Source organism: Bradyrhizobium sp. 186, from assembly GCF_023101685.1.
In the GTDB taxonomy this organism is placed as follows: Bacteria; Pseudomonadota; Alphaproteobacteria; order Rhizobiales; family Xanthobacteraceae; genus Bradyrhizobium.
In genome coordinates, this window is the sequence record NZ_CP082164.1 from 3,292,965 (window position 1) to 3,310,820 (window position 17,856).

The 17,856-nt window shown below is 63.4% G+C and carries 17 protein-coding genes and 1 pseudogene; 11 read left to right on the forward strand and 7 right to left on the reverse strand.

Annotated features, from left to right (window positions below; genetic code table 11):
* Window positions 1-49: 49 nt before the first annotated feature.
* From IVB18_RS15690 to IVB18_RS15700, 3 genes are all read left to right on the forward strand, one after another.
* Window positions 50-541: a MarR family transcriptional regulator gene (locus tag IVB18_RS15690; RefSeq protein ID WP_247989948.1), complete on the forward strand. Its 492-nt coding sequence runs from the start codon at window positions 50-52 to the stop codon at window positions 539-541.
* A 149-nt stretch (window positions 542-690) separates the two neighbouring features.
* Window positions 691-2,382 carry a benzoate-CoA ligase family protein gene (locus IVB18_RS15695; RefSeq protein ID WP_247989949.1) on the forward strand — a complete coding sequence of 564 codons (1,692 nt, stop codon included), beginning with the start codon at window positions 691-693 and terminating at the stop codon, window positions 2,380-2,382.
* A 21-nt stretch (window positions 2,383-2,403) separates the two neighbouring features.
* Entirely contained in the window at window positions 2,404-2,862 is a 459-nt protein-coding gene (locus IVB18_RS15700) for a RidA family protein (RefSeq protein ID WP_247991650.1), read from the forward strand.
* 13 nt (window positions 2,863-2,875) lie between these two features.
* Here IVB18_RS15700 and IVB18_RS15705 read toward each other — a convergent pair.
* From IVB18_RS15705 to IVB18_RS15715, 3 genes and pseudogenes are all read right to left on the reverse strand, one after another.
* Window positions 2,876-3,611, reverse strand: a pseudogene (locus IVB18_RS15705) (CBS domain-containing protein).
* Between the two features lie 184 nt (window positions 3,612-3,795).
* Window positions 3,796-4,770 (reverse strand): CHAD domain-containing protein, encoded by a 975-nt coding sequence (locus tag IVB18_RS15710; RefSeq protein ID WP_247989950.1) that lies wholly within the window; start codon window positions 4,768-4,770, stop codon window positions 3,796-3,798.
* Between the two features lie 25 nt (window positions 4,771-4,795).
* Window positions 4,796-6,328, reverse strand: a complete 1,533-nt coding sequence (locus tag IVB18_RS15715) for a bifunctional aminoglycoside phosphotransferase/ATP-binding protein (protein WP_247989951.1) — start codon at window positions 6,326-6,328, stop codon at window positions 4,796-4,798.
* A gap of 194 nt (window positions 6,329-6,522) precedes the next feature.
* On the opposite strand from IVB18_RS15715, the gene IVB18_RS15720 reads away from it, so the two are divergent.
* Window positions 6,523-7,362 (forward strand): universal stress protein, encoded by an 840-nt coding sequence (locus tag IVB18_RS15720; RefSeq protein ID WP_247989952.1) that lies wholly within the window; start codon window positions 6,523-6,525, stop codon window positions 7,360-7,362.
* 70 nt (window positions 7,363-7,432) lie between these two features.
* On the forward strand, window positions 7,433-10,126 hold the full coding sequence (locus tag IVB18_RS15725) for a bifunctional acetate--CoA ligase family protein/GNAT family N-acetyltransferase (RefSeq protein WP_247989953.1): 2,694 nt from the start codon (window positions 7,433-7,435) through the stop codon (window positions 10,124-10,126).
* 9 nt (window positions 10,127-10,135) lie between these two features.
* Here IVB18_RS15725 and IVB18_RS15730 read toward each other — a convergent pair whose 3' ends face one another.
* Window positions 10,136-10,624: a phage holin family protein gene (locus IVB18_RS15730; protein ID WP_247989954.1), complete on the reverse strand. Its 489-nt coding sequence runs from the start codon at window positions 10,622-10,624 to the stop codon at window positions 10,136-10,138.
* A complete protein-coding gene (locus IVB18_RS15735) occupies window positions 10,625-10,900 on the reverse strand; it encodes a hypothetical protein (RefSeq protein WP_247989955.1) in 276 nt (91 codons plus the stop codon).
* A gap of 167 nt (window positions 10,901-11,067) precedes the next feature.
* Here IVB18_RS15735 and IVB18_RS15740 point away from each other — a divergent pair, with 167 nt between their 5' ends.
* From IVB18_RS15740 to IVB18_RS15760, 5 genes are all read left to right on the forward strand, one after another.
* A complete protein-coding gene (locus tag IVB18_RS15740) occupies window positions 11,068-12,204 on the forward strand; it encodes an MlaE family lipid ABC transporter permease subunit (protein WP_247989956.1) in 1,137 nt (378 codons plus the stop codon).
* Between the two features lie 2 nt (window positions 12,205-12,206).
* The gene (locus IVB18_RS15745; protein ID WP_247989957.1) at window positions 12,207-12,986 is read left to right on the forward strand and encodes an ABC transporter ATP-binding protein; all 780 of its coding nucleotides are present in this window, start codon (window positions 12,207-12,209) and stop codon (window positions 12,984-12,986) included.
* A 3-nt stretch (window positions 12,987-12,989) separates the two neighbouring features.
* On the forward strand, window positions 12,990-14,093 hold the full coding sequence (locus IVB18_RS15750) for an ABC-type transport auxiliary lipoprotein family protein (RefSeq protein ID WP_247989958.1): 1,104 nt from the start codon (window positions 12,990-12,992) through the stop codon (window positions 14,091-14,093).
* 158 nt (window positions 14,094-14,251) lie between these two features.
* Entirely contained in the window at window positions 14,252-14,965 is a 714-nt protein-coding gene (locus IVB18_RS15755) for a helix-turn-helix domain-containing protein (protein ID WP_247989959.1), read from the forward strand.
* Between the two features lie 503 nt (window positions 14,966-15,468).
* Complete coding sequence (locus tag IVB18_RS15760; protein WP_247989960.1) at window positions 15,469-16,197, forward strand: Crp/Fnr family transcriptional regulator; 729 nt, start codon at window positions 15,469-15,471, stop codon at window positions 16,195-16,197.
* A 12-nt stretch (window positions 16,198-16,209) separates the two neighbouring features.
* Here IVB18_RS15760 and IVB18_RS15765 read toward each other — a convergent pair whose 3' ends face one another.
* A complete protein-coding gene (locus tag IVB18_RS15765; RefSeq protein ID WP_247989961.1) occupies window positions 16,210-16,986 on the reverse strand; it encodes a cyclase family protein in 777 nt (258 codons plus the stop codon).
* Between the two features lie 104 nt (window positions 16,987-17,090).
* Window positions 17,091-17,303, reverse strand: coding sequence for a hypothetical protein (locus tag IVB18_RS15770; RefSeq protein WP_247989962.1), 213 nt, complete (start codon window positions 17,301-17,303; stop codon window positions 17,091-17,093).
* Window positions 17,304-17,629: 326 nt separating this feature from the next.
* On the opposite strand from IVB18_RS15770, the gene IVB18_RS15775 reads away from it, so the two are divergent.
* On the forward strand, window positions 17,630-17,848 hold the full coding sequence (locus tag IVB18_RS15775) for a hypothetical protein (protein ID WP_247989963.1): 219 nt from the start codon (window positions 17,630-17,632) through the stop codon (window positions 17,846-17,848).
* Window positions 17,849-17,856 lie beyond the last annotated feature (8 nt).

Here is a 17,856-nt window from a genome sequence, read left to right on the forward strand (position 1 = left end):
AGGTGAATCCGTCGCCCGCGCCACTGCCAGCCGTTAGTGATCGCACCAGATGCTCGATTCCGAGACCAAGGCCGTCGAAACGCCGGAGGATCACGCCGAAGAGCTTCGGCTGTGGCTCCGCCTGTTGACCTGCACGACCCTGATCGAGGGCGAAGTCCGCGGCCGGCTGCGGCAGCGCTTCGACGTCACGCTCCCCCGTTTCGATCTGATGGCGCAGCTCGACAAAGCCCCTGACGGCATGACCCTGTCCGACGTCTCCAAGCGCATGATGGTGTCAAACGGCAATGTGACCGGACTTGTCGAGCGGCTCGTGGAATCCGGCCATCTCGACCGTCGCACCTCGGAGACGGACCGCCGCGTCCAGGTCATCCGGCTGACAAAGCTTGGACGTGCGGAGTTTCGCAGGATGGCTGCGGAACATGAGACCTGGATCGCCGATCTCTTCGCCGACCTGACGCCGAAGGACGTGCGCGAGCTGATGCGGCTTCTGGCCAAGACCAAGGCGTCGGCGCAGAAATCGGCCGGTCGCCGCCGGTCTTAAGTCTGCCGTCGGGCGGGCCCGCCAATTCCCATTTGCCGCAGGAAAAAGCAACGGATGCCCAAAATCCACTATTGCGCCGAATTGTTTTAAGCCTAAAATGTTTCCAAGATAGTGCTGCCGGGTGCTTTCCATGCTGAAAGGAGCGTGCGATGGCCAACGCCGCCAAGGTTCAAGTGTCGGGCTCGTATGACGCTAACGCTGCGACGGCCCATGTCGATACATTCGCGCGGCAACACCTGCCGCCGCGAGAGCTCTGGCCCGAATTCATCTTCACGCGGCCGGAGCTGCACTATCCGCCGCGATTGAACTGCGTCAGTTATTTCCTCGATCGCTGGGTTGAGCTGGGGCACGGCGACGCGCCTTGCGTCATCAGTCCCGCCGTCAGCTACACCTATCGCGAGCTGCAAGACCTCGTGAACCGCATCGCCAATGTGCTGGTCGGTAAGCTTGGTCTCGTGACAGGCGGACGCGTGCTGCTGCGCTCTGCCAACAACCCCATGATGGTTGCGACGTATCTCGCGGTGATCAAGGCCGGCGGCATTGTCGTCGCGACGATGCCGCTGCTCCGCGCCAAGGAGCTATCCTATCCGATCCAGAAGGCGGAGATCACGCTCGCGCTCTGTGACGGAAAGCTCGCCGAAGAAATGGAGAAGACGAAAGCGGTCGCGACCAGTCTCAAGCGGGTCGTCTATTGGGGCAATGGCGCGGCGGACTCGCTTGAGGCGCTGATCGCCGACGCAAGTCCGGAGTTCAGGGCGGTCGATACCGCCTCCGACGACATCTGCCTGATCGCCTTCACGTCGGGCACGACTGGCGATCCCAAGGGCACCATGCATTTCCACCGGGATATGCTGGCGGTCTGCGATGGTTACGCGCGCAACATTCTGCGGGCCGAGCAGAAGGATCGCTTCGTCGGCTCGGCACCGCTTGCGTTCACGTTCGGCTTCGGCGGCGTGCTATTTCCGATGCATATCGGTGCCTCCTTCGTCGTGCTGGAGAAGACAACGCCAGACGACATCCTGACCGCGATCGAGCAATACAGGACCACGGTCTGCTTCACTGCGCCGACGGCGTATCGCGCCATGATCGGCAAGCTCCCAGGCCGCGACATCTCCTCACTACGGAAGTGCGTCTCCGCCGGTGAGACGCTGCCCAAGCCGACATTCGATGCCTGGCTCAAGGCCACCGGCATCAAGTTGATGGATGGCATCGGCGCGACCGAGATGCTGCACATCTTCATCAGCGCGACCGAAGACGAGATCCGCCCAGGTGCGACCGGCAAGCCCGTTCCAGGCTATGAGGCAAAGATCGTCGATGACGCCGGCAACGACGTGCCACCGGGCACGATGGGTCGGCTCGCCGTGCGTGGGCCGACCGGCTGCCGCTATCTCGCCGACGAGCGGCAGCGCAAATATGTCCAGAACGGCTGGAACATCACCGGCGACACGTATCTAATGGATAGCGAGGGTTACTTCTGGTACCAGTCGCGCTCCGACGACATGATCGTGTCCGCCGGCTACAACATCGCGGGCACGGATGTCGAGGCAGCGCTGCTCACGCATCCCGCTGTTGCCGAGTGCGGTGTCGTCGGTGCGCCGGACGAGGCGCGCGGAATGATCGTGAAGGCCTACGTCATTGCGGCGCCCGGCGTCAACACGGATCCGCAGCTTGCCGCGGAGCTGCAGGAGCATGTCAAACGCGAGATCGCGCCGTATAAGTATCCGCGCGCGATCGAGTTTGTGACGCAGTTGCCGAAGACCGAGACCGGCAAGTTGAAGCGCTTTGCCTTGCGGCAGCTGGCGCAGGCCGCAGTGACGTCCTCGGGTGTCGCGGCAGAATGAGAGAAGGATAGAAAATTGTCCGTGACGACGCCGAAAGGTCCGCAGCTTGCGGTGCTGCCGACCGCAGCCGAGGACGACACCCGGTCAGGGGCGCAGGTCCTCCAGCCCTCTGGCTGGCCGCTGCCGAAGGGCTACGCCAACGGCATCGCCGCGGAGGGGCGCATCGTCGTCACCGGCGGGGTGATCGGCTGGGATGCCGAGGAGCGTCTGGCAGAGGGTTTTGTCGCGCAGGTACGCCAGGCCCTGAGCAACATCGCCGCGATTCTGGCCGAGGCCGGTGCCCGGCCCGAGCACTTGGTGCGACTGACTTGGTACGTCGTCGACATGGACGAATACCTGGCGAACCTGAAGGAACTCGGCAAGGTCTATCGAACGATCTTCGGCGCGCACTATCCTGCGATGGCGCTGGTTCAGGTCGTCCGCCTCGTCGAGAAGGCGGCGCGCGTCGAAATCGAGGCCACCGCCGTCATTCCCCGCTGAACCGCGCTCTGCTTCAGCTCGCCTTCGCGAGATCGTCGTCCTCGGGTGAATTCAGATACATGCCCGACATGGTGTCGACCCAGCAGAGATGGTCGTGCACCTTCTTCACGCCTTCGACGTTCTCCGCCGCGACGACCGCGGCCTTCCGTGAGCGCTCCTCGGTGATAACGCTGCTGAGGTGAACGATGCCGTCGCGAACGATGACGTTGAGGCCGAACGGGCACCAGTCATTCCTCTCCATGGCGTCGATGATGCGGCCGCGGATGTGATCGTCGTCGGCCGTCGGATCCGGCACCACGCGGGCAAGGCCCGCCACCGCCTGCACCAAATTGGTGCCGGCGCGCGACACGATACCGACGACCTTGTCGCCGCGGACCACGGGCAGGCGCTTCACGTTGTTCCGTTCCATGAGATCGACGATCTCCGCGAGCGCCGTATCCTCGGTGATGGTCACGGGCGAGGCGGTCATCACTTCTGACACCTTGCGGCCATGCTCATGGATGAAGTCGCTAGCCGATTTGCCGGGGCCGAGGATGAATCTCAGCCAACGCCCCCCGCTTGCGCCCGGTGCCGATTTCGCTGCGGCGGATGAAGTCTCCTTCTGAAACGACGCCGACGAGCGTGCCGGCATCGTCGATCACCGTGAGACCGCTGACATGCCGCTTCAGCATGATGTTCGCTGCTTCGACAATGCTGGTGTCGGGGGTGACCGAAATGACCGACCGGGTCATGATCTGATGGGCGCGCATGGACACACTCCGCGGGTTCGCACGAATTTCGATGCGCAGAGCCTATTGCAGGCGTCGATATCCGGTTTGACCCAGGTCAAGCACGCGAAGCTGAACGGCCTCGGGTAGCAATTTGATCGGTGTCTGGAGTTGATGGTGCTCAACACCTCCAATGAGCGACGCGCCGGGAGACTTACGTCTACACCTAGTCCTCAGTTTCCAGACTTGGCGCGAGGTCCGAGGAGCGGAAAGGCTTGGCTTTGTCCAGTTTCTGGTAGGCGGCCATGGCGGTTCGCAACAGCCGCTTTTCGCGTTTGCGGTCGAGGAAGCGAATGCCTGCCTCCGGGCCGGCCCCATTTAATGACGCTGCCAGAATTTGTCCTCGCGCATCGTCATTCAGTTGTCCGAGGGACCGTTGCGCCTTGCGCAATTGCTTGAGGATGGATTTCTGCTTCGTCAGCGACTTGTCGGCGAACAGATCTTCCAGCGACTCGATCGAATAGGTCATTCGCTTGTTAAGGAGCCGAAGCTTGTGCCGTTTCTCGACGTCGAGCTTGCGGAGTTTCCGCGCCTTCTTGAGCAGCGTCTTTTCCCATTCCGTGAGTTGCGCCGTCGCATGGTCGGCGAGCGAGCAGCGGCGCAGCCGGATGGCCTCCTTGCTGCGCCTGGTCGACCAGGGGCCGCTCTTGATCCAGGCCGAGGTCTGCTCAACCAGGCGCCGATATCGCGCCGATTGCAGCGCGCGCGCCAGCAGGCGGTGGCTTTCGGCGCGCTTCTCGTCCCAGTGCTGAAGCTCGGCAATCACGGCGAGCTCGTCGCCGCTCTCGGCTACAACGCGTTCAATCGCCACGTCGAGGTCCCGTACCATGCCGAGCTGGCTGTTCAACCATTTCAGCTCGGCCCAGACCTCAGGGCGCCGCGCGTCGTCCACGATGGGCGAAAAGAAACGGATGGCGGTGCGCAGATGGGTCAGTGCAATCCGGATCTGATGCAGCGCGTCCGGATCGCCGCGACAGGTGCCGTCATGTTGGGCAAGGACGGCATCGAGATGGCGGCGCGCGATGATCCGGAAGGCGGTGTCACAAGCCATGCCGGGGCTCAGGCGTCCGGGCAGGGCATTGCCTCTCGCCGCAGGTCTGGCGCGAGCGGTCGCCGTCGAGATCGTGGTGGGTCGCGACATCCTTGCCCGCGCCAATCAGATTGCCTTATTTGCCTTCAGCGATCGCGTCCCGGCAGTTCTGGAGCGTCCGCTCGGGTGTCCCGGATGCATCGATGGTCGCCCAACCGACATGACCGATACTATAGTGCTCTTGCAGCGCGGCAAGCTCTTGCGTGGCGTCGGATGCGTCCCGTTGACGGCTTCCGATTCGCGCCTGCCGCGTCGTCAGGTCCGCAACCAGGAAGAGGCCGCTCAGAGGCACGTTGCACTCACGGGCCAGTGCCGAGAACGCGTCTCGTTCGAAATCGCGGGCGAATATGCCATCGACAATCGCCGAATGTCCCTGGGTCAACACGCGCCGGGCGTGTTGGGCCAACGTCTCGTAAACGCGCTGCGTCACTTCGGGTTGATATGCGGATGTTGGCAGCCGGTCGGTGTCCTTGACCCCGAACATCTGCTTGCGGACGATGTCGCTGCGCAGCACGACAGCCCCGGGTGCCGGCGTCACGGCGGGCGCGAGTGCACGAGCCAAAACCGTCTTGCCGGTGCCTGACAGCCCGCCGACGGCAATCAGGCGAGGGGAGGACGGATGGATTAGCGCCCTGGCAAGGTCAAAATAGCGGCGTGTCTCGTCAAGAATACCGGGATCGTCGGAATGCGGCGGCTTCAGGCGTGCCAGTGCCACCTGGGCGCGGATCGCCGCGCGAACGGACATGAACAGCGGCAGGGCGCCGAGCGCGTCGAGGTTTTCGAGCGGCGTCGCAGTGAGATATTGATTCAGGACGGTGTTGGCCGCCAGCGGCTGGTCGTGGCGCAGCAGGTCCATGAGCGTGAACGCAAGATCGTAGAGCACGTCGACAGTTGCAATACGCGCATCGAACTCGATGGCGTCGAACAGCACGGGCTGCTCGTCAATCACCACAATGTTCGCAAGATGCAGATCGCCATGGCAGCGTCGCACGAAGCCTTGACCGCCGCGCTCTTCGAGCAAGGGACGGATGTGCAGAAACGCCTCGTGCGAGGCATTGCCGAGCTGCTCGATCTCAGCCGTCTTCAAATGGTTGCCGTTCCGCAAGCCATTGCTGTTGCCATCGATCAGGGCTGGGATGGAGGAAGCCCATGTCTCCCTCTCGGCACGGGTTGCCGCTGCATGCGAGGCTGCGATCGCGCGCGCAACGGCCGAGGCAAGGTCCGCATCCAGCGGGCCTGCTTTCGCCAGATGATCCAGCGTCCGGTTTTCGTCGAAGCGGGACATGTCGACCGCATACTCGATCGGCCGGCCACGGCCGTCGACCCTTATGGATCCATCCGGCTCCTCGGTGATCGCCACGACGCGATGATAGATCTGGGGCGCCAGGGGCTGGTTGATCCTGATCTCCTCCTCGCAGGCCGCCTTGCGTTTCTCGAGGGTCGAATAGTCGAGGAATGGAAACCGGACCGCCCGCTTGATCTTCAGCGCACGCTCCCCGTCGAGAAAGACTGAAGCTGCGTGCGTCTCGATCCGCCTCACGCCGGGGTGCTCGGCGGGGTCGGTGAGCGCCGCAAAGATCCGTTCCTGGGTCGCGGAATCCTCTGTCATTCCTGCCGGCTCATTCCGATGCGTCGGCCAGCGGTCCGGCCGCGGACGAGCTTAACCTCTAGGACGGGATCGCGGCCAGTCCTTGACTTCCATCAACGCCTGTCGTCGGCTGGCCGAACGGAGCTCCCCCGGCTTGACGAGGATCAAGCGTCCCGACGAAAGCAGGCCTATTTTGGCTGGCAAGGAGAATCCCGATGCCCATCAAGGACGTCTTTCTGCCGCTTGTCGGCCAGCCGCGCGGGCCGGCGCTTGCTGCGATCGAGAAATGCGTGGCCGTCGCCGCCGATCTCGGCGCGAGGATCACCGCGCTTGCGCTGGAGGAAGATATTTTCGTGCGGCCGAAGGTGATATTCCCCGGTGATCCGGCTTCCGCCGAGCCCGGCGCTGTGCGCGAGGTGGGCGACATGCAGCATCTCCTGGATGCGTTCACCAACGCGGCCTCCCGCACGGGCATTCGCGCTCAAAGCCGATCGGGCAAGGTGCCGGCGGACCAGATCGCATCGACCCTGGCCGAGTATGGGCGCTTCAGCGATCTCAGCCTTATCCCCGTGAAGCCGCACGACAGTCGAACAGAGAACATCATCGAGACGTTCCTGTTCGAATCCGGCCGCCCGCTGCTGCTCTGTCCGGAGCAGCATGTGGACGAACTCCGGCCCGAATTCGAGAACGTCGTGATCGCCTGGGATCATTCGGCACGTGCCGCGCGCGCGGTAGGCGACGCGTTGCCGGTCCTCCAGGCTGCCGCATCGGTGCGGGTGATCACGGTGGCGGACGACAAGACCGATGCGATCATGCAATCTGGAACGAATCTCGTCGATCATCTGAGGGAACACGGAGTCTACGCATCCTTCGAAACGGTGAAGGGCAGCGGCAGCTCGATCGGCAAGGTGCTCGGGAGCTGGGCGGACTCGCACTCTATCGACGCCATCGTGATGGGGGCCTACCACCATTCGCGCCTGAACGAGGTCGTGTGGGGCGGCGTGACCAAGACCGTCATCGGCCAGCCACCATGCTGGGTGATGATGTCGCACTAGGTGCGCTCACTCCATATTCGCGCTAGCTTCCGGACTATCGGATCCGTCGCCCGATCGGACGATTGCAGTTATGTCGACTTACCGCCTGAAAAACCTGCTGTCGCCTAGGTCGGTTGCCCTCGTCGGAGCGAGCCCTCGTCGGGGGTCAGTAGGACGCGCCGTTCTCGAGAACATTCGCAACGCCGAATTCAAGGGAGCATTCGGCTTGGTGAATGCACGCCATCCCGAGATCGGGGGCGTTGCTGCGGTGAGCAGCCTCGACAAGCTGCCATTCGTGCCCGAGCTCGTCGTCATCACCGCGCCGGCCGCCGCGGTTCCCGGGATCATCGACCAGGCCGGGCGTCGCGGCTCCGCAGGGGCCCTGATCGTCTCGGCCGGGCTCGGTCACGGACCGGGATCCCTGCACGAAGCCGCCATCGCTGCCTCCCGGAAATACGGCATGCGGCTGATCGGCCCGAACTGCCTCGGCCTCATGATGCCCGGCGTCAGCCTCAACGCGAGTTTCGCCGCGCATATGCCCGGAGCGGGAAATCTCGCACTGATCTCGCAGTCCGGCGCGATCGCGGCCGGCATGGTAGATTGGGCCGCGCAGCGCGGCGTCGGATTCTCCGGCATCGTGTCGATCGGTGATCAGATCGACGTCGATATCGCCGACCTGCTCGACTATTTCGCGATGGATCACAAGACCCGCGCGATCCTGCTTTATATCGAGGCCATCAAGGACGCGCGGAAGTTCATGTCGGCAGCGCGCGCCGCGGCACGCGTGAAGCCTGTCGTCGTGGTGAAGTCCGGCCGCATGGCGCAGGGCGCGAAGGCCGCTGCCACGCATACGGGTGCTCTCGCTGGCGCGGATGCCGTCTATGACGCGGCGTTCCGCCGCGCCGGTGTCCTGCGGGTCTCCGATCTCCGAGAGCTGTTCGATTGTGCCGAGACCCTTGGTCGCGTCGAATCGCCGGCGGGAAAGCGTCTTGCGATCCTGACCAATGGGGGCGGCATCGGCGTCCTCGCCGTCGATCGTTTGGTCGAGCTCGACGGAATTCCCGCAACCATTTCGGCGGACACGCGTAAAAATCTTGACGCTGTGCTGCCGCCGACCTGGTCCGGCGCAAATCCCGTCGACATCGTTGGCGACGCCGATGCGTCGCGCTACGTCGTGGCGCTTGAGGTGCTGCTCGCCGATCCCGACAACGACGCAGTCCTGGTCCTCAATGTGCAGACCGCGATCGCCTCGGCCGCCGATATCGCAACGATGGTAACCGAACGCGTCAAGGCGTATCGCCAGAAGCACCGCAGTTGGGCCAAGCCCGTGCTCGCCTCCTGGATCGGAGCCGACCAGAACATCATCGAAACGTTGTCCGGCGCCGGTATCCCGAACTATCCGACCGAAGACGACGCGGTGCGCGGCTTCATGTACCTCGTGAGGCACCGCGAAGTCGTGGAGGAGCTGAGCCAGGTTCCTCCGGCGATGCCCGATACGTTCGTGCCTGACGCCCAGGCTGCCAGGCAGATTGTTGCGAATGCGATCGCCGACGGCCGGAAGTGGCTCGAACCCGTCGAGATCAAGCGCCTGCTGGAGGCCTATGACATCGCGATGGTATCGACCTGTGCGGCGGCTGATGTCGAGCAGGCGGTGGTCCATGCAAACGAGATGTTTGCGCAAAGCGCGACTGTTGTGCTCAAGATCATGTCGCGCGACATCGTCCACAAGTCCGATGTCGGCGGCGTCGTTCTCAACCTGACCACGCCGGATGCCGTGCGCGCGGCCGCTAGCGACATTCTCGCGCGGGCGAAGAAGCTGCGCCCAGAAGCCCGCATCGCCGGCGTCATCGTGCAGGCGATGGTCGTCAAGGCGAAGGCGCGCGAGCTGATCGTCGGTCTCGCCGACGATCCGACCTTCGGTACCGTCGTCGTGTTCGGCCGGGGCGGGACGGCGGTGGAAATTATCAACGACAAGGCGTTGGCGCTGCCGCCGCTCGACCTGCAACTGGCCCGTGACCTGATCGACCGCACGCGGGTCTCGCGGTTGCTGCGTGCCTACCGGGACGTGCCCGCGGTCAAGCAGGACGCCGTCGCCATGGTGCTGGTCAAGCTCGCTCAGATGGCGGCCGATATTCCGGAAATCCACGAATTCGATATCAATCCGCTGCTCGCGGACGAAACCGGCGTGACGGCGGTCGATGCGCGGGTCGCGGTGGCGCCGCCGCAACGGAAATTCGCGGGCTCCGGCCCCGCCAATTTCGCCGTTCGCGCCTATCCATCACAATGGGAGCGCCACCTCGGGCTTAAGGACGGCTGGCGCATTTTCGTGCGGCCCCTGCGCCCGGAGGATGAGCCGACCATCCACGAATTCCTGCGTCACGTGACGCCCCACGACCTCCGCCTGCGCTTCTTCGCCCCGATGAAGGAGTTCACCCATGAGTTCATCGCACGCCTGACCCAGCTCGACTATGCGCGCGCGATGGCCTTCATCGCGTTCGATGAGGCCACCAACGAGATGGTGGGCGTGGTCCGGCTCCACTCGGACTCGATCTACGAGAGCGGCGAATACGCGATTTTGTTGCGGTCCGACCTCAAGGGCAGGGGACTCGGATGGGCGCTGATGCAGCTGATCATCGACTATGCGAAGTCGGAGGGGCTGAAGACCATATCGGGCGATGTGCTCCAGGAGAACATCGTGATGCTCGCCATGTGCCGGCAACTCGGCTTCGAGGTGAAGCCGGATCCGGCCGAGCCTGATATCTGTGACGTCAGGCTGAAACTCTGAGCTTGCCGCTTACGAGCGCGCTTCAGGCGCTGCCGCCGCGGCGGACTCCTTGGCGGTCTTTCGCAAGCTCTTGACGATGATTGTGATCAGCGGCACCAGCACCGGCACGATCGTGCTCAGCGGATGATGAACCGCGCCGGTCACCTGCGCCTGGAGCGCTCGCGCCTCCAGTTGCAGGGCTTCGACGGATGTGCCGTGAATTTCATTGGCGAGCTCGATGTCGCGGCCTGGCGGGGCACGCCCTGCGACGACGAAGAGAATCCCTGCGACGGCGAAATTGACGGCACCGAGGATGGCGGCCGCGGCGATTGCACTCCAGATCTGGACCAGGGCGAAATAAGCCGACAGCTCCAGCATCAGAAGTCCGAATGCGGCGATCAGCGCCGCGAAAGCGCGCAGGCCCAGCCCGACTAGCAAATGGCGCAGCCGGATGTCCGCGATGATCCTGTCCGTGCGCCACAGTGCGCGCAGATGTTTGACGACATTTTCCGTATTCACTTAGTGTCTCCTCAGCATGAAGCCGACGATCACACCGAGCGCGAAGGCGGAGGCGAGCGACGCGACCGGGCGTTCCGTGATGAGACCTTGAAGCTGCTCCTGCTCCTCGGTGACGGTCTCGCCGAGTTCGGCCAGCGCGGCCTTGATCTGATCGGCGAGCGCCTCGGCGCGATCCTTTGACGTATCGAACATCTCCTCGCCGGCCGTGCTCAGCAGACGTGTGACGTCGACCTTCAGCGCTTTCAGCTCGTCGCTCGTTCTGCCGGTCTCGAACATTGGCGGTCTCCATTGAATGGCGAAAGCCTATGCGAGCGAGCCCGGCCGCCATTGATTTGCGTCAAGAGGCTGATGCGGGCCCGTATTTGAGGCAGGTCAATCGAGCGGCCGTATGCCGGCCTAGAACACGGGCTAGTGGGGACCCATCGTCCCATTAGGATATGAACGTGAACTCGGAACCTCTGTTGCTGGCAACGCCGTCGGGCGAGCGCCTCGAACTGCGCCCCGAGGGGCCATGGATCTCCACCAATGTGTCGAAGCTCGAAGCGCTTTCGCAGTCGGTCAGGAAAGATGTGGCCCGATCGAAAGCCGTGACGCTCGATATGGCGGGCGTCAGCGAGCTCGACACGCTCGGCGCCTGGCTGCTGGAGAAATTGTTGCGCGGGGCGACATCATCCGGCAGATCGGCCGAATTCGTCGGAGTCGCCGATCATTTCAGCGGCCTGATGGACGAGGTGCGTCAGGTCAACCGCGACACGCCGGTGCCCGCGGTTGCGCCCAACCCGGTTCTGCTCAGGCTGAACGATTTCGGCAAGGCCACCATCGGCGCGCGGGAAGACATCACGATCTTTCTTCAAATGCTCGGCGCATTGTTCATGGCCGTGATCGGCGTCGTGCGCCGGCCACGCTCGCTGCGACTGACATCGCTCGTCTATCAGCTCTACCGGATCGGGTGGCAGGCGATTCCTATCGTCATGCTGATCACCTTCCTGATCGGTGCCATCATCGCTCAGCAAGGCTTCTTCCATTTCCGCAGGTTCGGCGCGGAGTCCTACACTGTCGACATGGTCGGCATCCTCGTGCTGCGCGAGCTAGGCGTGCTGATCGTCGCCATCATGGTCGCCGGCCGTTCGGGAAGCGCCTACACCGCCGAGCTCGGTTCCATGAAAATGCGCGAGGAGATCGATGCGCTCTCGACCATGGGGCTCGATCCCGTCGACGTCCTGATCCTGCCGCGGGTGGCCGCCCTGGTCATCGCGCTCCCCATTCTTGCTTTCATCGGATCGATTGCCGCGCTCTATGGCGGCGGCCTGGTCGCGCAATTCTACGGCGACATGGGACCTGCCATCTACATCGCGCGGCTGCGTGAGGCCATTTCCGTCACCCATTTCGAGGTCGGCATCCTGAAGGCGCCGTTCATGGCGCTGGTGATCGGGATCGTGGCCTGTAGCGAAGGATTGCGCGTGAAGGGCAGCGCCGAGTCGCTCGGCAGGCAGACCACGACGTCGGTGGTGAAGTCGATCTTCCTCGTGATCGTGCTCGATGGCCTGTTCGCGATCTTCTTTGCCTCGATCGGGATGTGACGATGCCCGAATCGCAGCAGGAGTTCGCGATCCGGGTCCGCGACCTCGTGGTCGGCTTCGGCCGCCAGACCGTGCTCGACCATCTGTCGCTCGACGTCCGCCGAGGTGAAATCCTCGGTCTCGTCGGTGCGTCGGGTGGCGGCAAGTCGGTGTTGATGCGTACCATCATCGGCCTCATTCCGCGCCGAAGCGGGACCATCGAAGTCATGGGACAGCCGATCGGCGGCACGCACGACCGCACCGCGCAAGGCGCGGCCACGAAATGGGGCATCCTGTTTCAGCAGGGCGCGCTGTTCTCCTCGCTGACGGTCCGGCAGAACGTCCAGTTTCCGTTGCGCGAAAATCTCGTTTTGTCGCAGGAACTGATGGACGAGATCGCGATCGCCAAGCTCGAGATGGTCGGGCTGCGGGCGCAGGACGGCGACAAATATCCCGCTGAGCTGTCGGGGGGCATGACCAAGCGCGTGGCGCTGGCGCGCGCGCTCGCGCTCGATCCGCCGATCCTGTTCCTCGACGAGCCGACCTCCGGCCTCGATCCGATCGCCGCCGGCGATTTCGACGCGCTGATCAGGACGTTGCAAAAGACACTTGGCCTCACCGTGTTCATGGTCACCCATGACCTCGCGAGCTTCACCACGGTCTGCGACCGCGTCGCCGCACTCGCTGACAGCAAGATCGTGGCGGTCGGCCCGATGCGCGAACTGCTGCAATCCGAGCATCCCTGGGTGCGCGCCTATTTTCACGGCAAGCGCTCGCAGATGCTGGAACCTCAGATGAGATGAGACATGGAAACCCGCGCTCCCTACGTGCTGATCGGCACCTTCGTGCTGGCCGCGATCCTCGCGGTGTTCGGCTTCGTCTATTGGCTGAACAACACCGGCGGGATCGGGCCGCGCACGAACTTCCACGTGCAATTCCAGGGACCCGTGCCGGGCCTCCTGGTCGGCGCCGGCGTGCTGTTCAACGGCATCCGCGTTGGCGAGGTGACCCAGCTTGGGGTCGCGCCGGATAATTCGCGCTTCGTCAATGCGACGATCTCGGTTGCCTCGGCGACGCCGGTGCGCGCCGACACCAAGGTCGGACTCGATTTTCAGGGGTTGACCGGCGTGCCGGTGGTGACGCTGGAGGGCGGCATGATCGTCGCCAAGTCCGGTGAGCCCCTGACCTTGATAGCGGAAGCCGGGGCGGGCCAGAGCATGACGCAGGCGGCGCGCGATGCGCTGCAGCGGGTCGATACCGTGCTGGAGGACAATTCCGGTCCGCTGAAGGATACTATCGCAAATTTCAAGACGTTCTCCGATGGTCTTGCGCGCAACACCGGCAAGCTTGACGGCATCCTGGCGGGCCTCGAGAAGATGACCGGCGGCGGCGCGCCCGCGCAGAAGATAACTCATGACCTGCGCGCGCCGCAGGATGTCAGGCCGGCGGGCAAGACCTTGTCCGCGTCATTGGCCATTCCCGAGCCGACTGCGGTCGCGATGCTCCAGACGCAGCGCATGCTGTTCTCGTCCACCGGGGACAATCAGGGCTTTGCAGATTTCCTCTGGGCCGACAGCATTCCAAAGCTGGTGCAGGCGCGGCTAATCGACAGTTTTGAGAACTACGACATCGCCCATGCTCCGTTGCGCACGACCGACCTGGGACAGGCGGACTATCAGCTCCTGATCGATATCAGACGCTTCCGCATCGCCATGGAAGGCGAGACGCGGGTCGAGATCGGACTGTCGGCGCGGATCGTCGACAAGAACGGCAAGGTGATCGCATCGCGCCTCGTCGAGAGCAGCGAGAAGCTCGACAAAGTCGAGCCGGCCGTTGCGGCCGAAGCGTTCAACGCGGCCTTCGCCCGTACCGCCAAGGAGCTGATAGGCTGGACGGTGCAAGCGTTCTAGCGCGCCCGGGCTGATCATTCGAATGTTGCAGCACAACAGGGCTGGCTATGTCCGCCACAATTGATCCGCGTCAACCGGCTTTGGCGCAGTGCAGTAAAATGCGTCCCGCGCGGTGGACGCGGCCTGATGCTGAGGTCAGCCGGCGCTTGGAGCGGTGGATGAAACCTTCCGTGGTCACGATTGAGCCGAACCGGCGCTCCTGTAGCGATTGTGCGGTCCGCGAAGTCGCAGTCTGTTCGTCGCTGGATGCGGTCGAGCTGAGGGAGTTCGAGCATCTGGGACGGCGCGTCCATTTCGCGGCAGGCGAGACCGTGTTCTGCGAGGAGGACATCACGACATCGTTCTACAATGTCCTCGAGGGCGTGATGCGGCTGTACAAGCTCTTGCCTGACGGTCGCCGGCAGATCGTGGGCTTTGCCTTGCCTGGCGATTTCCTGGGGATGAATATCTCCGGCCGCCACAATTTTTCGGCCGATGCGATCGGCGCAGTGACCGTTTGCCAGTTCGCAAAAGCCCCTTTCGGCCGCTTCATCGAGGATCGGCCGCATCTGCTGCAGCGGATCAATGAACTGGCCATTCGCGAGTTGAGCCAGGCGCGTGACCACATGGTCCTGCTCGGCCGCCGTTCCGCGGGCGAGAAGGTCGCGACCCTTCTGCTCGGCTGGCGCGAGCGGTCGTTCTCGCTGAGGGGACCTTCGAACACGGTTCCACTGCCGATGAGCCGCCAGGATATCGCCGACTATCTCGGCCTGACCATCGAAACCGTCAGCCGGACCTTCACCAAGCTGGAGCGCCACGGTGTGATCGAGATTATCCATGGCGGCATCAACCTGCTCGACCCCGCTCGGGTCGAAGCATTGGCCGCGGCCTGAGGCCCGGCCCTCCCACAGCGCTCTCCGATTTTTGATCCGGATCAATGACGCCGACCGTGTGCGGCCAATAATGCCAGAACAATCCGGGAGGGCATGATGCCAACTGACGCGATGCTGATGTCCATTGCCGTCGTAGCCGTCTTTGTCACATTCGCCGCAGCTTTGGCTTGGGCGGATCGACAACCCAGCGCGGACCGGCTCAAGCCGGATGGCGAGCGCCGAAATTCCTGAGATCATAGACGCATTTGATGTGCCAATTGCGGGCAATGGCCGGCCGGCTCCTGGCCGTTCGGCAGCGCCTCAACGCAACCGCGACTTGTGGCTCCTGCAACTCTGCATCGACGGGAATGCATTGGCACATCCTTCGGATGCGGACTCCGAGCCTGATCGCGGCATTTTCGCGGCATTCGCCTAAAACCGCGTGCATGCTTTCCGGTTGAAAAGCCCGGCAACGTTGACTACGCAGGAACCCCAGTGCCTCGCAGTCTTAGGAGCCCCGCGGCGTGCCTCAGGACAAGACCGGCGACCCCCGACAATCAGCGGGCAACAAACTATCGGTCCTGCGCAAGCACCCGATCTTCGCGGATCTGGAGCCGGACGCGCTCGATCAGCTCTGCCGCTACGCCAAGCACACCACGGTGAAGCGCGGTGCGACGATCGCCGCCAAAGGCGATCCCGGCAACAACCTGTTCGCGGTGATCACGGGGACAGTGAAGATTTCCTCCTCATCGCCCGATGGCCGGAACGCCATTCTCAATCTCATCGGTCCCGGAGAAATCTTTGGTGAGATCGCGGTCCTTGACGGCGCACCCCGATCGGCCGACGCAACCGCCAACACCAATTGCGAACTCTACATTATCGACCGTCGGGACTTTCTGCCTTTCGTGAAAAGCCAGCCGGCGCTGGCGATGAAATTCATCGAGTTGCTCTGCGCGCGGCTGCGCTGGACAAGTCAGCAGGTCGAGCAGGTGATCCTGCAAAACTTGCCGGGCCGGCTCGCAAGCGCGCTGCTCGGCCTCACCGAAGAGCGCAAGTTCGACTCCGGCAGCGGCACGCTCGCCATCACGCAGCAGGAAATCAGCGAGATGGTGGGCATGACGCGCGAGAGCATCAACAAGCAATTGCGCGCCTGGTCCGGACGCAAATGGGTTCGTCTCGAGCATGGCGCCATCGTCGTGCTCGATACCGACGCGCTGCGCGAACTCGTCGAAACCGGACTCGGCGGCAACTGACAGTGCGCGCGCCTAACCGTCGATGATCGCAACTGCGCGGGTCCAGCCAGCGGAGGCGCGCTCGATCTTCACCGGGAAGCACGAGACCGTGAATCCGGTCGAGGGCAGCTTGTCGAGGTTGTGCAGCTTCTCGAGATGGCAATAGCCGATGTGCCGTCCCGCCTTGTGGCCCTCCCAGATCAGGCTGGCATCCCTCGTTTCCGCATATTTCCTTGCGGTGAACACGAACGGCGCGTCCCAGCTCCAGCCGTCGGTGCCGGTCAGCCGTACGCCGCGTTCGAGCAGATACATGGTGGCTTCATAGCCCACCCCGCAGCCGGAATTGACGTAGTCGGCCTGCCCAAACTTCGCGCCGGCGCTGGTGTTGACGACGACGATCTCCAGCGGTGAGAGCGTGTGTCCGATGCGCTTGAGCTCCTTCTCGACGTCGCCGGCGGTGGCGACGTATCCATCAGGCAGATGCCGGAAATCGAGCTTGACGCCGGACTGAAAGCACCACTCGAGCGGGACCTCGTCGATCGTCCATGACTGCTCGCCGCGGTTCATGGTCGGATGAAAGTGCCAAGGCGCATCAAGATGCGTTCCGTTATGCGTCGACAGCGAGACCTGTTCGACGGCCCAACCCTGGCCATCCGGCAAATCTTGCGCCTTGAGGCCTTTGAAGAACTGCAGCATGCGCGGCAGGCCCTGCTGATGGTCGATATACTGGATCGTCGGGTGGTTGCCCGGCGGATCGGCCGGCACGTCGTTCTGCAACGGCACCGAGATATCGATCAGCTTCCGCGGCATGGGCATTCCCTCAACATGTTCCGCTATGTTTCGCGGCATCTTGAGGGGCCGGCGTCGGCAGCGTCAAGTGACGCTCCGGTGATGTCACGCCGACGTGGCTTACTTTATCGCTGCACCATGCGCGGCTGCCAGAGCGAGATCTCCGGCAGATAGGCGACGACCATCAGCACGAACAGCATGACGCCGTAGAACGGCCAGGTCTTGCGCATGACCTCTTCGAGCGCGGCATCCGGCGTTTCCTTCAGCGGCGCAAGGATTGTCTTGTCATCGTATTCCCGGTCGCGCCTTACATGATCTGGCTTCGCAAAAAGGACCATCCGCCGATGCTCCCCCGGAGCACCGCGCGATCGATCGATGCAACTCCAGCATTGATCGATGCCGGATTTGGCTTGGACTCTGAATGCCGCCCGCCCTAGGGACGACATTGGCGAATTCGCGCTGATGCAGCGCGTTCGCACAAGGATGGGGCGACCGTCTCGTCCGAACCTCCAAGCCGCAACCAATAGCGGTCGAGCATAAAACGAGAGGAACGTCCATGGATGCAACGAGCATCGTTACCTCGCATCCGGCATTTGGCCGACAGCGAGGCGCGATTGCAGGGGCGCCGGCACTTGCCGTGCAGGTCCCCGCCGGAGAGGGCGCGATGAAGCTCGCACTTTCCGGCGCAAGCGGAGACATTGGCAGCCAGTCGCCCAGGCGCGGCATCGACCTGCGCTCCGCTGGCTGGAAGCCTTCGAAGCAGCCGAATCCGCTCGACTCCGTCGCGCAACCCTACCAAGGTGGTGCAGTTGTGGCGCTTGACTTCACACTTGAAGAGGCGCGACCCAAGGCAGCCTGCAGCATCTGCCCAACAACAACATAATTAACTCA